The 23,178-nt window shown below is 31.0% G+C and carries 24 protein-coding genes and 3 tRNA genes; 5 read left to right on the top strand and 22 right to left on the bottom strand.

Annotation, left to right across the window (positions count from 1 at the left end; all coding sequences use genetic code 11):
• Positions 1 to 84: 84 nt before the first annotated feature.
• Complete coding sequence (locus Q3V94_RS10300) at positions 85 to 357, bottom strand: LysM peptidoglycan-binding domain-containing protein (RefSeq protein WP_008909084.1); 273 nt, start codon at positions 355 to 357, stop codon at positions 85 to 87.
• A 140-nt stretch (positions 358 to 497) separates the two neighbouring features.
• Between Q3V94_RS10300 and lexA the strand changes: the two genes are divergently transcribed.
• Complete coding sequence (gene lexA / locus Q3V94_RS10295; protein WP_008909085.1) at positions 498 to 1,103, top strand: transcriptional repressor LexA; 606 nt, start codon at positions 498 to 500, stop codon at positions 1,101 to 1,103.
• Positions 1,104 to 1,141: 38 nt separating this feature from the next.
• Here the strand turns inward: lexA and Q3V94_RS10290 are convergent, their stop codons facing one another.
• The 7 genes from Q3V94_RS10290 to Q3V94_RS10260 all read right to left on the bottom strand — a co-directional run bounded on the left by Q3V94_RS10290 (position 1,142) and on the right by Q3V94_RS10260 (position 10,411).
• Positions 1,142 to 2,422: a methionine gamma-lyase family protein gene (locus Q3V94_RS10290; protein ID WP_303527437.1), complete on the bottom strand. Its 1,281-nt coding sequence runs from the start codon at positions 2,420 to 2,422 to the stop codon at positions 1,142 to 1,144.
• Between the two features lie 52 nt (positions 2,423 to 2,474).
• Positions 2,475 to 2,732 carry an RNA chaperone Hfq gene (gene hfq, locus Q3V94_RS10285; RefSeq protein ID WP_008907916.1) on the bottom strand — a complete coding sequence of 86 codons (258 nt, stop codon included), beginning with the start codon at positions 2,730 to 2,732 and terminating at the stop codon, positions 2,475 to 2,477.
• Positions 2,733 to 2,854: 122 nt separating this feature from the next.
• Positions 2,855 to 3,799 (bottom strand): tRNA (adenosine(37)-N6)-dimethylallyltransferase MiaA, encoded by a 945-nt coding sequence (miaA, locus tag Q3V94_RS10280; protein ID WP_008907915.1) that lies wholly within the window; start codon positions 3,797 to 3,799, stop codon positions 2,855 to 2,857.
• 9 nt (positions 3,800 to 3,808) lie between these two features.
• Positions 3,809 to 5,638 carry a DNA mismatch repair endonuclease MutL gene (gene mutL / locus Q3V94_RS10275; protein WP_008907914.1) on the bottom strand — a complete coding sequence of 610 codons (1,830 nt, stop codon included), beginning with the start codon at positions 5,636 to 5,638 and terminating at the stop codon, positions 3,809 to 3,811.
• 4 nt (positions 5,639 to 5,642) lie between these two features.
• Positions 5,643 to 8,219, bottom strand: a complete 2,577-nt coding sequence (mutS, locus tag Q3V94_RS10270; protein ID WP_303527432.1) for a DNA mismatch repair protein MutS — start codon at positions 8,217 to 8,219, stop codon at positions 5,643 to 5,645.
• 86 nt (positions 8,220 to 8,305) lie between these two features.
• Positions 8,306 to 9,649 carry a tRNA (N6-isopentenyl adenosine(37)-C2)-methylthiotransferase MiaB gene (gene miaB, locus Q3V94_RS10265; RefSeq protein ID WP_008907912.1) on the bottom strand — a complete coding sequence of 448 codons (1,344 nt, stop codon included), beginning with the start codon at positions 9,647 to 9,649 and terminating at the stop codon, positions 8,306 to 8,308.
• 84 nt (positions 9,650 to 9,733) lie between these two features.
• Entirely contained in the window at positions 9,734 to 10,411 is a 678-nt protein-coding gene (locus Q3V94_RS10260; protein WP_008907911.1) for a PrsW family glutamic-type intramembrane protease, read from the bottom strand.
• Positions 10,412 to 10,569: 158 nt separating this feature from the next.
• Here Q3V94_RS10260 and Q3V94_RS10255 point away from each other — a divergent pair, with 158 nt between their 5' ends.
• Positions 10,570 to 11,754: a PLP-dependent aminotransferase family protein gene (locus Q3V94_RS10255; RefSeq protein ID WP_008907910.1), complete on the top strand. Its 1,185-nt coding sequence runs from the start codon at positions 10,570 to 10,572 to the stop codon at positions 11,752 to 11,754.
• 25 nt (positions 11,755 to 11,779) lie between these two features.
• On the opposite strand, the gene Q3V94_RS10250 is transcribed toward Q3V94_RS10255, so the two are convergent.
• The 3 genes from Q3V94_RS10250 to Q3V94_RS10240 all read right to left on the bottom strand — a co-directional run bounded on the left by Q3V94_RS10250 (position 11,780) and on the right by Q3V94_RS10240 (position 14,653).
• Positions 11,780 to 12,628, bottom strand: coding sequence for a GNAT family N-acetyltransferase (locus Q3V94_RS10250; protein WP_303527430.1), 849 nt, complete (start codon positions 12,626 to 12,628; stop codon positions 11,780 to 11,782).
• 11 nt (positions 12,629 to 12,639) lie between these two features.
• A complete protein-coding gene (locus tag Q3V94_RS10245) occupies positions 12,640 to 13,170 on the bottom strand; it encodes a MerR family transcriptional regulator (protein WP_008907907.1) in 531 nt (176 codons plus the stop codon).
• 88 nt (positions 13,171 to 13,258) lie between these two features.
• On the bottom strand, positions 13,259 to 14,653 hold the full coding sequence (locus Q3V94_RS10240; RefSeq protein WP_008907906.1) for an MBL fold metallo-hydrolase: 1,395 nt from the start codon (positions 14,651 to 14,653) through the stop codon (positions 13,259 to 13,261).
• A gap of 104 nt (positions 14,654 to 14,757) precedes the next feature.
• Here Q3V94_RS10240 and Q3V94_RS10235 point away from each other — a divergent pair.
• The 3 genes from Q3V94_RS10235 (at position 14,758) to Q3V94_RS10225 (ending at position 14,997) form a co-directional block, all read left to right on the top strand.
• Positions 14,758 to 14,832 (top strand) — tRNA-Glu (locus tag Q3V94_RS10235).
• Positions 14,833 to 14,835: 3 nt separating this feature from the next.
• Positions 14,836 to 14,912, top strand: a tRNA-Ile gene (locus tag Q3V94_RS10230).
• A 9-nt stretch (positions 14,913 to 14,921) separates the two neighbouring features.
• Positions 14,922 to 14,997 (top strand) — tRNA-Phe (locus tag Q3V94_RS10225).
• A gap of 24 nt (positions 14,998 to 15,021) precedes the next feature.
• Here the strand turns inward: Q3V94_RS10225 and Q3V94_RS10220 are convergent.
• From Q3V94_RS10220 to Q3V94_RS10170, 11 genes are all read right to left on the bottom strand, one after another.
• Positions 15,022 to 16,077 (bottom strand): CotS family spore coat protein, encoded by a 1,056-nt coding sequence (locus tag Q3V94_RS10220; RefSeq protein ID WP_303527427.1) that lies wholly within the window; start codon positions 16,075 to 16,077, stop codon positions 15,022 to 15,024.
• A 79-nt stretch (positions 16,078 to 16,156) separates the two neighbouring features.
• Entirely contained in the window at positions 16,157 to 17,323 is a 1,167-nt protein-coding gene (locus tag Q3V94_RS10215) for a M20 family metallopeptidase (RefSeq protein ID WP_303527424.1), read from the bottom strand.
• Positions 17,316 to 18,218 carry an LD-carboxypeptidase gene (locus tag Q3V94_RS10210; protein ID WP_303527420.1) on the bottom strand — a complete coding sequence of 301 codons (903 nt, stop codon included), beginning with the start codon at positions 18,216 to 18,218 and terminating at the stop codon, positions 17,316 to 17,318. Before Q3V94_RS10210 ends, Q3V94_RS10215 begins: the two co-directional genes overlap by 8 nt.
• Positions 18,219 to 18,227: 9 nt before the next feature.
• Positions 18,228 to 18,668, bottom strand: coding sequence for a lipopolysaccharide assembly protein LapB (locus tag Q3V94_RS10205; RefSeq protein WP_008907902.1), 441 nt, complete (start codon positions 18,666 to 18,668; stop codon positions 18,228 to 18,230).
• 67 nt (positions 18,669 to 18,735) lie between these two features.
• Positions 18,736 to 19,494: a flagellar hook-basal body complex protein gene (locus Q3V94_RS10200; RefSeq protein WP_303527416.1), complete on the bottom strand. Its 759-nt coding sequence runs from the start codon at positions 19,492 to 19,494 to the stop codon at positions 18,736 to 18,738.
• Between the two features lie 13 nt (positions 19,495 to 19,507).
• Entirely contained in the window at positions 19,508 to 20,233 is a 726-nt protein-coding gene (locus tag Q3V94_RS10195) for a flagellar hook-basal body complex protein (protein WP_303527414.1), read from the bottom strand.
• 9 nt (positions 20,234 to 20,242) lie between these two features.
• On the bottom strand, positions 20,243 to 20,398 hold the full coding sequence (locus Q3V94_RS10190; RefSeq protein WP_274767687.1) for a flagellar protein: 156 nt from the start codon (positions 20,396 to 20,398) through the stop codon (positions 20,243 to 20,245).
• A 44-nt stretch (positions 20,399 to 20,442) separates the two neighbouring features.
• Positions 20,443 to 20,898 (bottom strand): hypothetical protein, encoded by a 456-nt coding sequence (locus Q3V94_RS10185; protein WP_303527411.1) that lies wholly within the window; start codon positions 20,896 to 20,898, stop codon positions 20,443 to 20,445.
• A 2-nt stretch (positions 20,899 to 20,900) separates the two neighbouring features.
• The gene (locus tag Q3V94_RS10180; RefSeq protein ID WP_274767685.1) at positions 20,901 to 21,638 is read right to left on the bottom strand and encodes a FliA/WhiG family RNA polymerase sigma factor; all 738 of its coding nucleotides are present in this window, start codon (positions 21,636 to 21,638) and stop codon (positions 20,901 to 20,903) included.
• Between the two features lie 10 nt (positions 21,639 to 21,648).
• Entirely contained in the window at positions 21,649 to 22,314 is a 666-nt protein-coding gene (locus Q3V94_RS10175) for a flagellar brake protein (protein ID WP_303527407.1), read from the bottom strand.
• Complete coding sequence (locus Q3V94_RS10170) at positions 22,311 to 23,177, bottom strand: MinD/ParA family protein (protein WP_274767681.1); 867 nt, start codon at positions 23,175 to 23,177, stop codon at positions 22,311 to 22,313. Before Q3V94_RS10170 ends, Q3V94_RS10175 begins: the two co-directional genes overlap by 4 nt.
• Position 23,178 lies beyond the last annotated feature (1 nt).

Below are 23,178 nucleotides of genomic sequence, written 5' to 3'. Positions count from 1 at the left end.
CCCCTTGCATTTAAATTTTTAAGGTTATTATAACACTATACACAATTTAAAGCAAGGCAAATAAAAAAGCTGCAAAATGCAGCTTTAATCAGCCTCTATAGGCACTTTTATTGTTTGGCCAGGATATATTATTAATGATTCTAAATTATTTGCTTTTCTTATTTCATAAACTAATTTTCTTATATCTTGTTTATCTGTTTTATGTTTTTTAGCTATCTTCCAAAGGGTATCTCCGGATTCAACTGTAACATATATGTAGTTGATTTTGCTTTGGCTCTGGCTATTTGCTTTTTTATAAAAAGGAATAATAAGGATGATTAATATTAAAGCTACAGCTAATAGTTTTTTATTTTTCATAACGACCCCTCCCGAACATATGTTCTATTAATATTATATCGAACAGGTGTTCGGTTGTCAATATGGTCGAACATTAGTTTGCCTGATAAAATAATTTATGTTATAATAAAGCTAGATAATCATTAAGGGGTGCATAAGATATGGCTAACAATAATAAAGATAAGCAGCAGGAAATACTTGAATTTATAAAGAAGGAAATTGCAACAAGGGGATATCCTCCATCTGTTAGAGAGATATGTGAAGCTGTTGGTTTAAGATCCACCTCAACTGTTCATGGTCATCTTGAAAGACTTGAGAAAAAGGGCCTAATAAGGCGTAATCCAAGCAAGCCAAGAGCTATTGAATTAGTAAATAGCTCTACAATAAAAGAAGTAATTAACGTTCCTATCGTCGGGAATGTAGCAGCTGGACAACCTATTTTGGCTATAGAAAATATTGAAGATTCCTTCCCTTTGCCAAGCGATTTTATAAAGATAAACAATAATGCCTTTATATTAAAAGTTAAGGGAGATAGCATGATTGAAAAGGGGATTTATGATGGGGATTACTTAATTGTTGAACAGCAATCAACTGCTAATAATGGCGATATTGTTGTTGCATTAGTTGACGATAGCGCAACAGTTAAAACCTTTTATAAGGAAAACGGATATATAAGGCTGCAGCCTGAAAATTCATCAATGCAGCCAATTATAGTTAAAGATTGTAAAATACTTGGTAAGGTAAAGGGATTAATAAGAAAGTATTAATAATAAATTAAGGGCTGCAAGATGCAGCCCTTAAAATTTTATTCTAGTATATTTGATAGCCCCTTTAGTATACCAACCTTAGCGTGTTCTAAGGTTAAGCCACCTTGAATATAAGCTATATATGGCGGTCTAATAGGTGCATCTGCGCTAAGTTCTATTGAAGAACCTTGAATAAATGCACCTGCAGCCATTATTACCTGATCAGTATAGCCTGGCATGTCCCATGGCTCACAATCAACAAAGGAATCAACAGGAGATCCTTTTTGAATACCTTTAATAAATTTAATTAGTTTATCTTTATCATTAAATTTAACAGCTTGAATTATATCACTTCTTTTTTCATTATATTTTGGCGAAACTTCAAATCCAGCAAGTTCAAGCAGTCTAGATGCAAATATTGCTGATTTTAAGGCCTCAGCTGTAATGTGAGGAGCAAGGAATAAGCCTTGAAACATTTGCCTTATAACACCAAAGGTTGATCCACACTCTCTTCCAATTCCAGGAGCAGTCAATCTGAACGCTGCCTTTTCTACAAATTCTTTTTTACCTGCAACATATCCCCCTGTAGGTGCTATACCTCCACCTATATTTTTAATTAAAGAACCTGCTATTATATCAGCACCCACATCCGTTGGCTCTTTAATATCTATAAATTCTCCATAGCAGTTATCAACAAAACATATTATATCTTTATTTATAGATTTTATTAATTTAATAGCTTCTTCAATATCATTAATTTGTAGCGAAGGTCTCCAAGCATATCCAGTTGATCTTTGAATTGCTATCATTCTAATTGTAGAATCTTCCTTTAATACCCTTTCTACTTTTTTTAGATTTATTTTACCATTAGGTAAAAGGTCAATTTGTCTATAATTTACTCCGTAATCCTTTAACGATCCCATTTCTGATCCTTCTATTCCTATTACCTGCAGCAAAGTATCATAGGGCTTTCCTGTAATTGATAGCAATGTATCATTAGGTCTTAAATTTCCAAATAAGGCAATTGTTATGGCATGAGTTCCAGAGACTATATGGGGCCTTACCAAGGCATCTTCACAATTAAATACACGGGCATAAACCCTATCTAATGTATCCCTGCCTATGTCACCATAACCATAACCGGTAGAATAAGTAAAATGTGAGTCAGATAACTTTTCATCCTGCATAGCCTTTAATACTTTGATTTGATTGTATTCCTTTATTTGATCTATTTCATTAAAATATTTTTCAACGTCCTTTAATGCTTTATCGGCAATTTCAATAGCAACAGGACTAAAATTATATTTTTCCTGCAAAAATTTTTTAGTAATATCTAGCATTTTGCACCTCCAAGTAAAATACATTATAAAAAACTCGCCATAAGCGAGTTTTTTATACTTCTTTATTTTCTTTTTCTTCTTGATTTACTGTTGTATATAAAATGGGCTTTGCTGGAACTATCGTAGATATTGCATGCTTATAAACCATCATTTGTTTTCCTTCTGATTCTAAAATAACTGTAAAGCTATCAAAACCTTTAACATTACCCTTTAACTGAACCCCTGATACTAAGAAAATTGTAACGGGTATTTTATTTTTCCTAGCCCCATTTAAAAACACATCTTGTAAATTATTAGCGTTTTTAACCATACCATCATCCTCCAAAGTTATTATGATAATAATTTGCCCCCATTTATTTTAGGCAAAAAATTGCTTAATTTTGGTTATTACTTTTAGTTTATTCTATAGATTATTATTTGTCAATTAAGATTCTAAATTATCATAAATTTTTCCTTTATGTAATTTATCATAACATTTAAAACTTCATCAATGCTGCTAAATTCATCTAAGTTTATCCAGAATATCCTATCCTCCCTTCTAAACCAAGTTAATTGTCTTTTAGCATACCTTCTTGTATTTTGTTTTATTATATCCTTTACTTCTTCTAATGTCAAATAACCATCGAGATAATCAAAAACTTCCTTATAGCCAATTCCCTGCATAGAAGTCATATCCTTAGTATAACCCATTTCCTTTAATTTTTTAACTTCATCTATTAATCCTTTCTCAAACATTTCATCTACCCTTTGATTTATTCTCTCATAAAGTTTTGTTCTATCCATAGTAAGTCCAAAATATGCAAGATTAAAATCTATTTCTCTTTTTTTTGATTCCCTTTGAAATTCCGATATAGGTCTGCCTGTATTTTTATATACCTCTAATGCCCTTATTATCCTTTTTAAATCGTTAGGATGTAACCTATTATATGATTCTGGATCAACTTCCTTTAGCATTTCATGGATAAAGTGACTACCCTTTTCCTCAGCCAAATTTTGAAGATAAAATCTATATTCTTCATCCTTTGCCGTTTCTGTAAAATCCAAAGGATAAGTTAAGGAATTTATATATAATCCTGTTCCACCAACTATTATTGGGACTTTGCCCCTTTTTATAATATTATCTATACAGTCTACTGCCATTTGACGGTAAAGGGCAACACTAAATTCTTCTTTAGGATCTACAACATCTATCATGTGATGGGGAACTCCCTGCATTTCTTCTCTTGTAGGTTTTGCAGAACCAATATCCATATATTTATAAATTTGCATTGAATCGGCAGATACTATTTCACCATCTATTTTTTTTGCAAGTTCTATTCCTATCTTTGTCTTGCCTGATGCTGTCGGACCTGCTATTATAACTATATTTTTTTTCATATAATCACCTTACAAGATTCTTCTAAATTTTTTTTCAAGATCATCATAACTCATCCTTATTAAAGTTGGTCTTCCATGGGGACAAGAATAAGGATTCTTACAACGTCTTAAATCATCGATCAGTTTATTCATTTCGCTTAAAGTTAATTTATCCCCAGCTTTTATTGCACCTTTGCATGCCATCGTATATATGATTTTATTAATAGAATTTAGAAAACCGCCTGAAGATTGCACAATTTCGTTCAAAATCTCATTAAATACATCAATATAATTAGGATTTCCATAAATAACTGGAACAGATCTTAATGATATAGAATTACCTCCGAAATCTTCAATGACAAAACCTATTTTAGCAAAATTTTCGATATTTTCAAGAAGGAATTCTTTATCAGAAGTCTTCAAATCAATAATTTTAGGAGTTAACAATGTTTGGCTATGGATAGCTGTTCTTTGATATTCATCTAAATACTTCTCATATAAGATCCTTTCATGGGCTGCATGCTGGTCTATTATATAAAACTCATTTTCTGCCTCTGCAATAATATATGTCAAATGTATTTGACCGATTGGAACTAATTTAGGAAATAAAGTAGAAGTCTTATTATCTATTATTTCCTCATCTTCAAAATTTTTAACCTCTTCTATAGATTTTTCTTTATTTATATTTTCATTTATATATTCTTGCTTATCTTCTTTTACATTAGGTTTATAACTATTGAAAACATCTGAATCACTTTTTTCTAGACTTTGTTTATCTTGCTTATTGAAGCTAAATGTTATTTCTTCTGATTTTATTTCTGGTGAAAAATTTTTTTCAATATTTAGATCTATAATAACCTTAGGGACGGATGCTGTAGTTGCAAAGGCATTTTGAAGGGCCTTGTAAACCAATCTATAAATCTCCTGATCATTTTGAAACTTAACTTCGGCTTTAGTTGGATGAACGTTTACATCTATTAATTGGGGATTCATTATTATTTTGACAACATAAAATGGAAACTTATCCGAAGTTGAATAGGATCTATATACATTTTCAATTGCAGCATTTATTGTTTTGTTTTTTATTAATCTTCCGTTTATAAAAAGCGTTTGATAGTTTCTATTATTCTTCCCTAAGGCATTATTCCCTATATACCCTTCGATTTTTATATCATTTTCTTCATAATCGATCTTTAATAGATTATCCTTGACTTGTCTTCCGTATAAAGAAAGTATAGCATTTAATAAATTTCCATCACCCTTTGTTGCGAAAACTATCTTACCATTATTTTTATATTTAAATGATATATTTTCCTTAGATAATGCAAGACTTTGAACTATCTCAGAAACAATCATGGCTTCCCTTGAAGGAGTTTTTAAAAATTTTAGCCTTGCAGGTGTATTATAGAACAAATCTTTTACAATAATGGTAGTTCCGTCGGGTGCACCGCATTCAATTTTATCTATAATTTCTCCACCTTCAATATAAATTTTAGTTCCAGTCAGATCATCTTTTGTTTTGGTTATCATCTCTACCTTTGAAACAGCACATATACTTGCAAGAGCTTCTCCTCTAAAGCCTAATGTTCTTATATTATAAAGATCATCCTCATTTTTGATTTTTGATGTAGTATGTCTTAAAAATGCAATCTCAACATCGTCTTTTTCTATACCATGCCCGTTATCTGTTATTTTTATTAAGCTTATTCCGCCATTTTCTATTTCAACCTCTATAATACTTGCTCCTGCATCTATTGAGTTTTCAATCAATTCTTTAACAACGGACGCCGGCCTTTCGACTACTTCCCCTGCAGCAATTTTTGTTATTAAATCATCATCTAATATTCTTATTTTTGACATTTTATCACCCTAATTTCTTTGCTTTATTTGTTAATGAATATAATCTATTAAGAGCTTCAATAGGAGTTATATTTAGAATATCGATATTTTTAAGCTCCTCTATTATTTCATTTTCTTGGTAATTAAATAGGTTGATTTCAAAGGAAGAAGTTGTAGCAACTTCTTTTATTACTTCATCCTTTTTAATTTTGTTTATATCATTTTCTTCTAATTTGGCGAGTATTTCCTTAGCCTTTTTAATAACCTCATCTGGGAGGCCAGCTAATTTTGCCACCTGTATTCCATAGCTTTGATCTGCACCACCTCTTACAATTTTTCTAAGGAAAATAATATCATCTCCATGTTCCTTTACGGAAATGCAATAATTTTTAACACCCTTTATTTTGCCTTCAAGTTCTGTTAATTCATGATAATGGGTTGCAAATAATGTCTTTGCACCGATACTTTTATTTATATATTCAATTACCGACCAGGCAATACTTAATCCATCATAGGTGCTTGTTCCTCTTCCTACTTCATCTAATATAATTAAGCTATTTTTAGTTGCATTCTTTAAAATATTCGATACTTCCGTCATTTCAACCATAAATGTGCTTTGACCTAAGGATAGATCATCTGAAGCACCTATCCTTGTGAAAATCCTATCTACTATTGATATTTTAGCCTTCTTTGCAGGAACAAAACATCCAACTTGGGAAAGTAAAGTAATTAAAGCAACTTGCCTTAAGTATGTTGATTTACCTGCCATATTAGGTCCCGTAATTATAATTATCATATTTTCTTTATTATCAAGAATGGTATCGTTTGGAACAAAGGGGCTTGATATAACCTTTTCAACCACTGGATGTCTTCCATCTATTATTTCTATAATTCCGTCGTTTGTTATTTCGGGTTTAACATAATTGTTCTCAAAGGAAACCCTAGCAAAGGATAGCAATACATCTATTATAGCTAAATATTGTGCTATCTTTTTTATCCTTTCAACCTGTGAGTAGACTTTATTTCTAACATCTACAAAAAGTTCATATTCAAGTTCGACTATTTTTGATTCAGCTCCTAAGATATTTTCTTCTATCTCTTTAAGCTCAGGGGTAATGAATCTTTCGGCATTAGCTAATGTTTGTTTGCGTATATATCTATCCTTAGGGATTAAACTCAAATTAGCCTTTGTAATTTCAATATAATATCCAAATACTTTGTTATAGCCAACCTTTAATGATTTGATACCTGTTTCTTCCTTTTCCCTTTGTTCAAGTTCTGCAATCCAGTTTTTCCCGTTTAGCATTGCATCCCTTAGTTTATCTACCTCTTGGTTATAGCCGGATTTTATAATTCCACCTTCCTTTACAGAAACTGGAGGATTTTCAATGATTGCAGCATTTATAAGATTATATATATCATCTAGTGTATCAAAATCATTTTCTATTTCTCTTATAAGATCGCTTCTGCACTCCTTTAAGGCTGCTTTAATATCAGGAAGCATTGATATTGACTGCTTTAGGGCGTTTAAATCCCTTGCATTAGCACTTTCACAGCTTATTTTACTTAATATCCTTTCAATATCATAAATATTTCTTAAAAATTCTCTAAGGTCTGATGATATATAAATATTATCTATAAACTCTTCAACTGCTTCTAGTCTTTTATTTATTTCTTTTATATTCATAAGGGGTTCCTCAATCCATTTTCTTAAAAGTCTTCCACCCATCGCAGTAAGTGTTTTATCTAAAACATCAATTAACGTTCCCTTTTTGCTTCTGGTCCTTAATGTTTCCGTAAGCTCTAAATTTTTTCTTGTAAAGGAGTCTAAAATCATAAAATCGCTTATATTATATTTTTTTATGCTTGTTATATGGCCTAAGCTGCTTTTTTGAGTATCCGTTAAATATTTCAATAAAGTTGCCGCTGATATTATTTCTTCCCCGTTGAAATTATCAGTTTTGAACTTATCTAAAATATCTAAATTATCATATTTTTCAATTTGGCTTATTAAACAATTATATCTTCCTTTTATTATTTCTAATTGTTCATTTATTGTAGAATTAGGCTTTTCTTCAATAATCAATAGTTCCGAAGGTGCGTATTTAGACAATTCATCTATTAATTTATTTTTTTCATTATCAAAAGAAGTTACAAAAAAATCTCCAGTAGAAACGTCACAAATAGCAAGGCCTAATTTTGATGTTGAGTTATAAATGCAAATTATGTAATTGTTAGCCTTTTCATTGAGCATGCTACTTTCTATTATAGTTCCAGGTGTTATTATTCTTGTTATTTCTCTTTTTACTATTCCCTTTGCAAGTTTAGGATCTTCTACCTGTTCGCAGATAGCAACCTTATATCCCTTTTCAATAAGTTTTGCTATATAGGATTCTGCTGAATGATATGGAACCCCACACATTGGTGCTCTTTTATCAAGGCCACAGTCTCTACCGGTTAAAGCAATTTCCAGTTCCCTTGATGCAATTTCTGCATCCTCAAAAAACATTTCATAAAAATCCCCTAATCTAAAAAAAAGTATGCAATCCTTATGCTGTTCTTTTATTTCAAGATATTGTTGCATCATAGGCGTTAATCCCAATTCTGATTCCTCCCTAAATTAAGTGTATTATTATTATATAATAAAAACAATGCCGCTGAAAGATAAACTTGCAGCGGCTTTCCTTATTACCTTATAACTTCTACTAATTCTCCTAACAAAATATACATTTGTGCTTGAGTAATCTTAACATTAACAAGCTTACCCTTTAATGATGCATCTCCACCTGTAAAGTGAACTAGTTTACCAGTTCTCGTTCTACCTGTTAATCTATTTTCGTCGGTTTTACTTGGACCTTCAACTAATACTTCAACGATCCTATCTTGATACCTCTTACTTCTTTTTTCACCCACCTGATTTACTATTTCAACCAGTCTGTTAAACCTTTCGTGCTTTACATCTTCAGGAACTTGATCCTCATACTTTTCAGCTGGAGTTCCCGGCCTTTTTGAGTATATGAAGGTAAATGCTGAATCATATTCTACTTTTTTAACAACATCCAATGTCTCTTCAAAATCCTCCTCAGTCTCACCTGGAAACCCTACTATGATGTCTGTAGTTATAGCAACATCCTCTATTTTGCTTTTAATTTTTTCAACTAATTCTAAATATTGTTCCTTAGTATATTTTCTATTCATCTTCTGCAAAATCCTTGTACTGCCAGATTGAACAGGAAGATGAATATGCTCACAAACCTTTTCGCATTCCTTTATTGCATCTATGACATCATCAGTAAGATCCTTTGGATGGGATGTTGTAAATCTTATCCTTTCAATACCTTCAACTTCATTTACCATCCTTAATAGCTTTGCAAAACTCATATTATCAAGATCTTTACCGTAAGAATTTACATTTTGTCCAAGTAAAGTAACTTCTTTGTAGCCATCCTTAGCTAATTGTTTTATTTCATTAATAATAGCTTCTGGTTTTCTGCTTCTTTCTCTACCCCTTGTGTATGGAACTATGCAGTATGAACAGAAATTATTGCAGCCATGCATAATTGTAACAAAAGCCTTTATATCACTCTCACGATGAATTGGAAGCCCCTCTACTATTTCGCCTTCCTTTTCCCAAACCTCTAATATTGTTGTATCACTCTGCATCGCATTATTCAAGAGCTCTGGGAATCTATGAATATTAAATGTTCCAAATATTATATCTACATAAGGGAATTTCTTTTTTACAAGTTCACCTACTCCCTTTTGTTGCATCATACATCCGCCAATAGCTATAATAAGTTCTGGTTTTTTAGCCTTTAGAGCTTTGAGCTGCCCTAAATTTCCATAGGTTTTTGTCTCAGGATTTTCCCTAACTGCACAGGTATTCATTACAATAACATCAGCCTTTTCTTTATCATCTGTTTTTACATATCCCATTTTTTCAAGCATACCTGCAATTTTCTCAGAATCCTCTTCGTTCATCTGACATCCCATTGTTATAATGTGATAATACCTTTGTCTATTTAAACTCATATTTATTCCTCCCTGTGTAAGTTACGAATGTAATTATACTATTTCATCGATTGTTAATCAATACTTATTTTTGTTTACATAAAATTATTTATGTTTATTATTTTTTTCAAACCTTTCCTTTGACTCACGAACATATAAATTAAGTTTTTTAAGTCCGGATTTCCAGAGGAAAAGGATAAAGGCTATGAATAAAATAAAATATCCGTAAACTCTTGAAAAGAGTATATAATCATAAATTCCATGTAAAATAATCGGGATAACAAGTGACATTATTAAATATGTGCTACCTTTATCATTGGCAAATTTAGCTATAGAAAGGTAATAACCCATGCTTATTGCAAACAGCATGTGCCCTGGGACGGAGAATATCCCTCTAAAAATGCCTGTATATATAAAGTTCCTTTGATTTAGAACATATAAAAGATTTTCAGCTGTAGCAAATCCCAGGGAGGTAAATACGGAATAAATAATGCCATCTAACTTTTCATTATATTCATATATTTTAAATGCAATGTTATAAGTAACTAAAAATTTAAATAGCTCTTCTGTTAATCCTGCCACAACAAAGGCTACATAAAGAGGACTTTGATTAAAGCTCAATAAAAACTTTTCAACATAATAAACTGGAATAGTTGAAAAAAAGCCGAAGATAAAAAGCTTAAAAAGTATTTGAGCAGGTTCCCTATCATATCTATCCTTTTGATAAATAAAAATCAAGAGTGCAATCGTTGGTGCAAGAGCTATTGCAATCATGTTTAGCATACAATCACCTCAATTATAGAAAATTTCAATATAGATTCAGAATATTGCAATTTTTGTTGTTGCCTCGCAATAAATTTGCTATAATAATTAATGTCAGAAAATTTTAATATATCATTATTTTCTCCACAATTTATAATAATATTATGGGGGTATCTTTTATGGAATTTAGGTTATCAGAAAGAATGAATCATTTGAAAGCTTCTGAAATACGCGAGCTTTTAAAGCTAACTGAGGAACCTGATATTATATCCTTTGCTGGTGGTCTTCCTGCACCTGAACTTTTCCCAATAGAAGAAATGAAAGTCATATCTCATAAGGTTTTGAATGATGAAGGAAAAGCTGCACTTCAATACGGTCCTACCGAAGGTTATACTCCACTTAGAAAAATTATAGCTGAGCAAAGAATGAAGGCTGTTGGAGTTAATGCTACTTATGAAAATATACTAATTACTAACGGTTCACAACAAGGGTTAGATTTTACTGGTAGAGTTTTTCTTGATAAGGATGACATAGTAATCTGCGAAAGCCCAAGCTATTTAGGGGCTATTAATGCCTTTAAAGCATATATGCCTAAATTCGTTGAAATTCCTATGGATGATAACGGAATGATTATAGAAGAACTTGAAAAGGCATTAGAAAAGCATCCAAATGCAAAATTTATCTATACTATACCCGATTTTCAAAATCCTACTGGAAAAACCCTAAGTTTTGAAAGAAGAGTAAAAATGTTAGAACTTGCTGAAAAATATAATATTCCTATAATTGAGGACAATCCTTATGGTGAACTAAGATTTGAGGGCGACATGATTCCTTCCATTAAAAGTTTAGATAAAAAGGGACTTGTTATTTATCTTGGAACATTTTCTAAAACCTTCTGCCCAGGATTAAGACTCGGTTGGATATGTGCAGATAAAGATATTTTAAATAAGTATATTATTGTTAAGCAGGGTGCAGATTTGCAGTCAAGCTCAATATCACAAAGAGAAGCTGCAGCCTTTATGCAGGTTTATAATTTGGATGAGCATATTAATAAGATAAAAGAAGTATATAGAAGAAGAAGAGATTTAATGATTGATATGATCAAAAAAGAATTCCCAGAAAATATTAAGTATACCTATCCTAATGGTGGATTATTTACATGGGTTACTCTACCAGAAGGTATAGATGCTGCTGAACTACTAAAAATCGCATTGAGGGATAAGGTAGCCTTCGTGCCTGGTGGTTCCTTCTTCCCAAATGGTGGACATCCAAATCATTTTAGATTGAATTTCTCAAATATGCCAGAAGATAAAATAATTGAAGGAATAAAAAGATTGGGAAAGGTTTTGAAAGAAAATATATAATGGTTAAGGGCTGCAAAAGCAGCCCTTAAATCAATATCGTTGCAGCATTTATTATCTCCTCAAATCCCATATTGTAGTATAAATTAACTGCTCTTGTGTTATCATTTTCAACTTTTAAAAAAAGTTCCTTTATTCCATACTCCTTTGCCTTAGTTAATATTTCATTTAAAAAGAATTTTCCGTTTCCTTGCCCTCTATATTCTGGAATCACCCCAAAATTAATAAGATAATATCCTTCAGAACTTTTTATTATTTGTCCATATCCAATATCTTCTTCGTTGTATGTTAAGAAAAAACATAAATCTGAAATAAATTCTTTTTTTCTTTCTTCGCTTTTTACTTCCTCTAAAGATAATGCCTTTCTTTTTACATTTTCTCCAAATATACTATTTTGCAGAATAACTCTTTTATCTTCCTCTTTGTTGATGATCATGGTTCTTATCCTCAGATTATTCAAATTTGTTAATCGATTAATCGATTTAAATTTTGAAAGATCAATAATCATCAATTTATAGTCCTTTAGCAATTTAATATTGCACTCATGAATAAGTTTTTTTAATATTTCAATATTTCTATAATAAAATTCAATCCTATAACCACCTAAAAAATTATCTTGTAACTCTTTAATTATTTCATTAAAAGAAACGTTTGTTTCAAACGGAATAAAAAGTATTTCTCTTTTAAAATCATATTTTACAATTAAACCTATTATTTTGTTACTATCAACTATTTTAAAGCATCTTTTAGCCATCATATCTAATAATATGTTTCCATCATAATTGCTAAATATATCAAAGTCATAATCTATTGTTTTTAACAACAAAGCTTTTACTTTTGAATAATCTCTCCATCCTGCCTTTATAATTTTGACCATACCTGCTCCTTTCATCTTTTCTTACTAAAAAGTCTAGAAAAAAATCCCTTTTTTCTTTCCCTTTCATATCTTAATTTTTCTTTTAATTCCATTATTTCATAGGATTTTTGTTTTAGTTCCATTTTAAGCTTCATATTTTCGGTTAAAAGTAAATCCCTCTCTTTAGAATTTATATTTTGATTCAACTGATTTAACAATTCGTTTATTTCTCTAAATTTTTCTTCAAAAACAAGTAAAACATCATTAGAAGACTTGTTGATACCATTTATTACTTCCATTTTTCCAACACTTGTTACAGCGATTTCTTCATTAGCAGAAACATCTATGCTGCCTATTAGCTTTTTTATCTGTTGATTGCTGTATCCTTCCTCTTGATATTTTTTAATAAGCAAAAGTAAGTTTAGATCTCTTTCTTTAAATATTCTCCTTCCATTGACATCCCTTTCTATTTTTAAATCGAATTCCTTTTCATAGTACCTTACGGCAGATGGCCTATAACCAGTTTTTTCACATATTTCTTTAAAGGTATATGACCTTTCCATAAAATCACCCCATTTTAATATTTCTTCGATAAAGCAAATAATCCTTTATATAAATGGGGTTTTTTAGTCCAAAAATTTCACCAACAATCTACAAAATATATTCTTCAAGGTATTCTGGGATAACGCAAGATGTCGAACTTACTGTTTCCAGTATAGCCTTTAAATTCATAGCTGTTTCTATTTCACCATGGGTTATAAATACTTTTTTGTTGACTCCTTTATTAATTCCTTTATACCATTTTAAGAGACCTTGTAAATCGGCATGTCCAGAAAGACCAGGCATATTAATTATCTTTGCATTAACTGCAATTTCTTCACCAAATATTTTTACCTTTTTTGCCCCGTCTAAGATTCTTCGTCCTAATGTTCCTTCTGCCTGATAACCAACAAAAACAATCGCTGACTCCTTTTTCCACAGATTATATTTTAAATGATGTTTAATCCTCCCTGCCTCACACATTCCACTTGAGGAAATGATTACAACTCCGCTTTTATTGTTAAGCTCCATTGATTCTTCTTTTGTTTTTACAAAAGTTAAATTTTTAAATTCTAAAACATCATTATCAAAAGATAACATATTTAATGCCTCTTCATCATAACATTCCTTATGTTTTTTAAAAATCTCAGTTGCTTCTTCTGCTAAGGGACTATCAAGATATATTTGGATATTAATAAAATCTTTTCGCTTTTCAATATCAATATATTTATTTAAAAGATATAATATCTCCTGGGTTCTTCCTACTGCAAAGGATGGAATTATTACATTACCATTATTTTTTATAGTATTTAATATGATTGCATATAAGCTTTGAACCTCACTTGGAATAGAATGGAATCTATTTCCATAGGTAGACTCAATGATTAAGTAATCCGCATAATCTATATACTCATAATCTTTAATAATAGGTATATTTATGTTCCCTAAATCCCCAGAAAATACAATTTTCTTTGTAACACCATCATCTTTTATAAATAATTCTACAATTGATGAACCTAATAGATGCCCCGCATCCTTTAAATTTATATATATATCATTATCAATTCTTTGCACGTGGTTGTATGGAACTGCAACTAAATAGTCTTTTACTTTGTCTCCATCTTCTGCGGTATACAAAGGTTCTATTAATGGCAATCCCTTTCTTTGGCGTTTTTTGTTCTCATTTATGGCATCCATTTCTTGAATATGCCCACTATCAACTAACATTATTTTTGCAAGATCTTGAGTTGCAGAGGTGCAAAAAATCGATCCTTTAAAGCCTTTCTTTACAAGTAGTGGTAATCTTCCTGAATGGTCTATGTGGGCATGGGTTAAAATTACAAAGTCTATTTCCTCTGGATTAAATGGAAAATTGCTTTGATTGGTCTTTGATTCTTTACCTTGAAACAAACCACAGTCTACTAAAAATTTTCTTTCACTTGTTTCAATTAAATAGCAGGAACCTGTAACAGATTTAGCTGCCCCGCAAAATTTTATTTTTATCATAATATCCCCCTTAAAAAATTTATAAAAAAAGTATTGACATATCGTTAATACCATGATATATTATTACATGTCAGGTCGCTCTTATAAAGATTGTAACTGAATATGGCCCCTTGGTCAAGTGGTTAAGACATCGCCCTTTCACGGCGGTAACAGGGGTTCGAATCCCCTAGGGGTCACCATTAGGGCCTTTAGCTCAGCTGGCTAGAGCAACCGGCTCATAACCGGTCGGTCCGGGGTTCGAGTCCCTGAAGGCCCACCAATTTAATACGGCCAGATAGCTCAGTAGGTAGAGCAGGGGACTGAAAATCCCCGTGTCGCTGGTTCGATTCCGGCTCTGGCCACCAAAAAAGCAGCTTTTAAGCTGCTTTTTATTTTATCAAATAATTTTCAATAAATTTATTAATAAATTCTTCTCTTTTATCCTTTAACCTTATTTCTTTGTTTAGCTTTTTTAAATATTTTTCCTCGCTCCATTCCTTTCTTTTTAAGTATCTTTTCTTCCCCAGCTTCCAGAATCTATGAGGAATAATCAAATGTCCCAAAAATATCTCAAATTCATCCCTTGCAATTTTTCTAATTTCATCGTAAGCAAAAATTAAGTCCTTTGCTATCTCAAAGTTCCATTCAATATAACTTTTATTCATTATTCTTCTTATAAACTTTGCCAAATCATATATAGGAAGATCATATATAACGCTGTCTAAATCAATAAGAAACATCTTACCATTATTATTGATTAAAAGATTTTGATAATAAAAACTATCATGACAAATTAATCTTTCATTTTTGGCCTTTTCACAAAGTCTTTTATAGGATTCCTTGCTAAATATTTGAAGCGCTTTATCGCAAAGCTTTAAATTGAAATCTATTAATTTATAATACTCCTCATCAAAATACGTTTTTAAGATTTTACTTGTAATAATACTCTTAAATTTTAAAAGGTCCTTTTTTATACTCAAAACTTTCTTTTCCCATTTGTTATAATTGCTTTTTATTTTAAATGAATTTATATGAAAGCCCTTCGATTTATTATGAAAGTCTGCCAAAAAAGCACAAGCCTGTTTTAAAACATTTATATCTTTAAAATCACACTCAGAACCTTCTATCCAACTGGTCAGATAATAATATCTTTTATTATATTTTATAACATCTTTTCCATCCACCGTTTTAATATAATCGGCCACCCCGTCAAAACCATTGTCCTTTAAAAATCTTGTTAAGTGATATCCTATTGAAGCTTTTTTATCATTATGTTTAAATTCCTTTAAGCAATAAATAGACCTTTCTGTATTTACTTTAAAGGCACTTCTTACCTTTTCTACTGATGTTGGGGTAATATTATAATGGTTTAATAGTATTGTATTTATTTTTTTTAGATATTCATCTGTTATATATTTGTTAAGTTCTGATATTCTTTTTTTCATAAAAAGCACCTTGAAATATTCTTTTATATGATTATATTTTTATTATTTGTTTTTTATACATTTATCAGTTATGATAATATTACTTATGATTATTTAAAAAACTATATGCATTAATACATTGAATAGCTGTCCCTATCCATAGACATTCTTCATCGATATCAAAATAGCTTCCATGGGCAGGATTTACAATGCCCTTCAACTCATTCCTACAGCCTAATTTATAATATAATCCGGGCACTATTTTAGTATAATATGCAAAATCCTCTACCCCCATACCTGGTTTTGGAAGTTCAATAACCCTTATCTTATCCAGTTCACTAAGTTCCTTTATAAATGTGTTATAAAGTTTATCATCGTTCGAAAAAGAAGGGTAACTCTCTTTTAAGTCTAATGTGACTCTGGCTCTATACATATTGGCAGTCATTTTTACAATTTCTTCTACTCTTTTTAGGACAAAACTTCTGACATCATCACCTAAAGTTCTTATAATACCCTCTAATTCAACCCTTCTTGCCACTGCATTTGCCGCTGTTCCTCCACTTATTTTTCCAACAGTTATTACAGCCGAATCTGTTGCTGCAATCTCCCTTGAAATTATAGATTGCAAATTATCTATAATTTTTGCTGCAATTAAGATGCTATCAATTCCATCTTGGGGATATGCACCATGGGAACCTTTACCTTCAACAATAATTTTAAAAGGATTCGACGCAGCTGCAACTATTCCCTTTTTTACACCAATAGTCCCAACATCCAAAGTTTCGTCAATATGTAAAGCATATATTGCCTTTACATCCTTTAACGCTCCAAATTCAATCATATCCCTTGCCCCACCGTCAGTTTCTTCTGCCGGTTGGAATATAAGCCTAACCCTTCCCCCTAAGTTATCTTCATATTTTTTTAAAATAATTGCTGCACCTATCTGGATTGCTGTGTGGGCATCGTGACCACAGGCGTGCATAAGACCTGGTTTTAATGATTTATATGAAACATCTTTTAAGTCCTCAATTTCAAGGGCATCCATATCCGCACGTAATGCAACTATATTTTCACCTTCCCCTATCTCAGCAACAATTCCACAATTATCGTATCTTTTGTATTTAATTCCATAATCTTTTAAATATGACTCAACAAGTCCTGCTGTAAATTTTAAATCTCTATCAATCTCTGGGTTTTTGTGTAATTCCCTCCTTATAAATACAAGTTCCCTTTGAATGCTTTTTGCTTCATTAAAAAAATTAATCATAAAAAACTGCCTCCTCCGAAAAAGAAAGATTATTATCTTCAATTTTTACTTTTATTCCAATTGGAATAGTGATTTTTATCTTTCCATGTCCGGCTTCCAATCCATAATAAACAGGAATTTTAATTTCTCTGAAAAAGTTCATTAAAACTTGATGTAGGGTAAAGCTTTTTTCATCAAGAGATTCACAGTTTGTAAATTGTCCAATTATTATTGCTTTTAGTTTATCAAATATACCGGCATATTTCAATGTTTGGAGCATTCTATCGATTTTATAAGGTTCTTCGTTTATATCCTCAATAAACAAAACCTTATCTTTAAAATCAATATTATATTTTGTTCCAATGAGGGAAACTAATACCGAAAGATTACCTCCAATTATAACTCCTTCTGCTTGTCCAGGATTTATACATTTTAAATTTATTTTATACCTTCTTATATTCCCTTGTAAACTTTCTAATAGCATTTTCAAATTAATATCGTTAAAAAGATCACCTGTTGCCACCATCGGTCCGTGAAAGCAAATACATTTTGTTTTATTATAAATAACATTCAAAAGTGCGGTAATATCGCTGTATCCGACGAATATCTTTGGATTATTTCTAACGCCGTTCCAATCGATTTTATCCAGCAATCTTATTGAACCATATCCTCCCCTTAGGCAAAAAATTGCATCGATATCCCTTCTTTTAAAAAAAGTATTAAAATCATCTGCCCTCAAATAGTCATCTCCTGCAAGAAAGCCCTCCCTTGCAAAGCAGCTTTTCCCTAATTCAATTTCAAACCCCAAATTTCTAAGGACTTTAACTCCCTCCATAAATAAATCTTGATTATAGCAAGGACTTGCTGGAGCTATAATTCCAATTTTATCCCCCTTATTTAACTTTTTAGGCTTCATATATCCTCCCTATTTAATTAATTCTTTATAAATATTTTCCTCAATTTCATAAAGCAAAGGGACATCATTAAAACAGGAAACGCTCTTTATAATTCTATAGGCTGCCTTTAGATTTTTCTCCTTTATATAGATATATGCTAAGTTTAGAAAGCTATTATTATAATTGTTATTTAACTCAATGGACTTTTTTAGGCATTCCTTGGCATTATCAAGTTTGTTAATTTCAATATATGCAGTTCCAAGATTATAATATAGCAAATAGTGTTTTAAACCAAGTTTTTCAGCTTTTAAAAACTTTTCTATGGCCTCTGAATACTTTCCTTCTGCACAATAACATAATCCCAAGTAATAATAATACTTTTTCTTGTTCAAAAAATAAGTTTTCATAGCCAAAACCTTTGCTTCATTCAATTTTTTATCTGAAATTAATTTTACTATTTTCTCATCCATTAATATAAAACCTCCCTATAGGCTTTTTTAGTAATTATTTACCTATAAGGAGGTTTTTATTCAAATTTTATCTTCCTCTCAAATTATTAGCGATTTGCCACATCTCGTCTGCTGATTTTACAGTTCTAGCACTTAATTCAAAGGCCCTTTGTGTAACTAACATGTTAGTAAGCTCCTTAGTTATATCTGCATTTGATGCTTCTAAAAAGCCTTGCCTTAAATGAAATTTTTCCAAAGCTTCAACATTATCAGCTGAATAAACATTTTCACCCTTTGAAACAATTGCATCCTGTCCGATTATTCTATAAAGGTTAATTTTGCCTACTAATTCTTCCTCATCATTATTTATTTTAAATATATTCCCATCGTGGCTAATCCTAATTCTATCGTTATCTGATAAATTGTTATTATAATTTTCTATATTTAAAATTAAACCTGATGAATGAACAAAGTTACCATCTGCATCTATTTTAAAGGCTCCATCCCTTGTATAAAAATTTCTTCCTTCATTATCCACCAATCTAAAATATCCTTCCCCTTCTATAGCTAAATCAGTTTTTCTTCCTGTCTCCTTTAGAATTCCTTGTGAAAAATCCCTGACAATACGTTCACCTTTTGTCCCGCTTCCAACGGAGAGGTTATCTTTATAATCAGAAGTTATTGGAACTCCTAACCTATTTACGCTCTCATTTAGAATATCTAAAAAGGCTACATCCACCCTCTTATATCCATTTGTATCTACATTAGCTATGTTATTCGATATGGCATCTATTCTATTTTGATTTGATATTAACCCCGATTTACCGTTCCATAAAACCCTTAGCATGCTACTCACCTACTTATTTAATACTCCCAATTTCATTAACCGTTTTATTCAGCGTTTCATCTAATGATTGAATAACCTTCTGATTCGATTCATAGCTTCTCATTATACTAATCATTTCCGTAATGACTTCTATTGCATCTACATTGGATTTTTCAAGATATCCTTGCTTTATATGAGCATTTACTGCTTTTCCTTCTGATGCTGCTATAAACACACCTTCTTTATCCTTTTTAAGGCTTGCTTTATCTTCAAAATCAACAATCATTAATTTTAATTGGTTAACATCTATATTATCCGTGTTAACCCTTATAGGTTTATTATCAGCACCCAGCACATACAAGCCAGATGAATGCTTTAAAAATCCCCTTTCGTCTATTAAAAATCTACCATCTCGGGTATATCTTTTTTCATTGTTTTCATTTGTTAATACAAAAAATCCATTCCCATCTATCGCAAAATCTAAATTCCTATCCGTTTTTTCTAAAACTCCTTGTCCAAAATCAACAACCGTATCAGCTATCCCAACTCCAAGCTCTAAGCTCCCAATGTTTCTTTTAAAGTTCTTATTCCCAATTTGTTTATCCTTATTTTGGACAATCATCTCCTCAAAGGATTTTAAAACCACCTTTTGCTTTTTATATCCAGGAGTATTTATATTAGAAACATTGTTACTCAAATTTTCACTTTGAATTTGCCTTGTGATCATGCCTGAGGCAGCAGTATATAATCCCCTTAACATAAGAATCCCTCACTTTTTATCATTTTCAAAGTAAGCCTTTATCTCATCAGGATATCTCATTCCAAGTTCCCTTGCCATGATTTCTATCTTTTCTTTTGAAATATTAGTAGGTCTATAAAAGGTATAAAGTATACCTGATATAATTAATCCAATTCCTAGTCCCAAAACAAATCTGCTATCTAATATTATATCATAAATTGCTTTCCAATTTATTTTCTTGCCTTCATTAAACCAAGCCTTAATAGAACCTCACCCTTTCCTAAATTTAGTTTTGAACTAATCTCGTCTACTGTTAAACCAGCCAGTGTCATTTCATAAATTTTGTCATTGATATCCTTTCCGTCCATTTCATTTGTTTCTACAGCTTTAGCATCTTTAATGGTTGTCTTTTCCTCTTTAATTTCATCCTTTTTTAGATTTTCTATTTCTTCACCTAAAGAAATTAAAGAAAGCTCAACATTTTCAATTCTATCTAGAATTTCCATCAGGGTTTCTTTAATTTCCTTTAAAGCTAATTTATTTTCCTCATAATATAATTTTTCAGAAATTATATTTTCAAAGTCCATTATTGGATTTATTCCCATTATTTCCTTAGGTTTTAATTTTTTTATCAAAAAACTTAAATAAATAAATAGTAGACCTAATATAATTAGGATAAAATTCATTACTATTCCTCCAATATATATTTAAGTCTTTTTAAATTTTCCCTTAGGCGGATAATAGCTCTACTATGAAGCTGTGATACCCTGGATTCCGACACCTCCAAAATCTTCCCTATCTCCTTTAAAGTAAGTTTTTCAAAATAATATAGATTTAAAATCAATTTATCCTTCTCTGGAAGCATTGAAATAGCTTCCCGCAAAATCTTAAGCCTTTCTTCATTTTCTACAATGGTCTCAGGGTGTGGGCTGTTTGCATCCTCAACAAAATCCTTAACCTGCATGTCCTCTTCATCTGATTTAAAAAATATTTCCTCTAAGGATACTAAAGATACATAATTTACATAGGATTCTATAGTTTTAAGTTCCTCTTCAGAAATATTTAATTTATCAGCTAGCTCTTTGTCTGTTGGCTCTCTGTTAAGACTAGATTCTAATTCTTCCCTTGCCTGATTAAGGAGGGAAAGTTTTGAAACTGCACTTTTTGGTATCCAACTTATCTTTCTAAGTTCATCAATGATTGCCCCTTTAATTCTTAAGGTGGCATAGGTTTCAAACTTTATTCCCTTTGTTGGATCAAACTTTTCAATAGCATCGATTAGTCCTATAATCCCATAGCTTACAAGATCCTCGAACTCAACTCCAGGAGGCTTTCCTGCAACAAGGCGAGAAGCTATATATTTTACATAGGGAAGATACCTTAAAATCATTTCCTCTCTTTCATCGAATTGTTTATAACATTTCATTATTTCACCTCTATTTCAAGAGCTTAAGTTGTTCCCTCATTTTATTAAATATAAACTTTATTATACTATCCCTTGTCTTTTCGTCGATGTTTTCATATTTTAAGGCAAGCTTAAAATTTTTATTATCAACATCCTCAGTTCTTACAACCGAAGCCAAAATCATAACTTCATGGGGGATAGTTAATAAAAGCAATACATTATTCCCTGATGGTGCCTTCTCCTTTGTTAAGATTTTTATTCCTCCCCCGCTGATATCTACCGTTAAACCTTTTTGTAATTGTTTGTAATATAAAGCTGGAACATCCTTTAAATCGAAAAATCTTTTATCCTGAGGCAATATAGAATACTTAATTTCCATAGTAATTGGAAGCCTAAAGTATTCTCTTCTTTGAACCTTTTCAATCACTTCTGGTAAACTTAAAACAAGCATCTCGATGTTGTTTTCTCTTTTTTTACCTAAAATTATAGCTCTACATTTAGTAACGTCCTTTTCGTTTGGAACATAAAATTCAATAACTCTACCATGATGAGCTATAAAATATCTATTACCAGCAACGGGAACATCTATTAATAAGAAATTCTCGTTAATATCTTGAATTTTGCTGACAAAGGTTATTCCATCCTGGATAACATCAATTTTTTGTCCAATTTTAAGGTTTACATTTAGTCCATTCATGAACCTAACCCCATCCTTCCGAAAAGTTTAAAAAATACATCTTTAATTGTATTGTTTTTATTTTCCTTTTCAAGTCCTATAACATCTGAAGCTATCTTCATTATGCACATACTAGCCTCAGTTTTAGGAAAACTAATTAGATATGGTCTTTGTTCAATAATGGATATAGGAACTTTTTTATCTTCGAATAAAAATCCCCTATAGTTTATCTTTGACTTCAAAAACACATTAACAGTATTGCTTAACTTTTCGAAGGTTTCTCGTGCTTCCTTTATATTTTTTACTTTATTTATAACAACGTTTATATTAGCATCTTGAAATTTATTCTTTATTATTTTAATTAAACTATAGGCATCTGTTAATGCCGTAGGTTCCGGAGTTGTTATTACAATAACTTCATCTGAAATTGCAACAAAGTTTAGTATAGTTTTTGAAACTCCTGCTCCCGTATCAACAATTAAAATATCAATATCATCTAATTTTTCAAATTCTTTAATTAATCTCGCTCTTTGTTCTTCATTCAAATCAACAATATCCTTAAGTCCGGAACCACCTGGTATTATTTTAACACCTTCTTGAGTCAACTCAATTATTTCATTGATATTTTTGTTATTAAAAACTAAATCAAACAAACTATATTTTGATTTTACTCCATACATAATGTCCACATTTGCCATTCCTATATCAGCATCAAGTATTGCAACTTTAAGTCCCCTTAATTTCAATGCTACTGCCAAATTTACAACAAAGCTTGACTTGCCAACTCCGCCTTTACCACTTGTTACGGTTATTACTCGGAATTTATTTTTCTTTTGTGTTGTTTTGTCATTAACAAGCCTTCTTAATTTTTCTGCCTGATCCATA

The sequence above is a fragment of the Caloramator sp. CAR-1 genome (assembly GCF_030546345.1).
GTDB classification, from domain to species: domain Bacteria; phylum Bacillota; class Clostridia; order Clostridiales; family Caloramatoraceae; genus Caloramator; species Caloramator australicus.
This window is presented reverse-complemented; position numbering and strand designations above follow the sequence as displayed.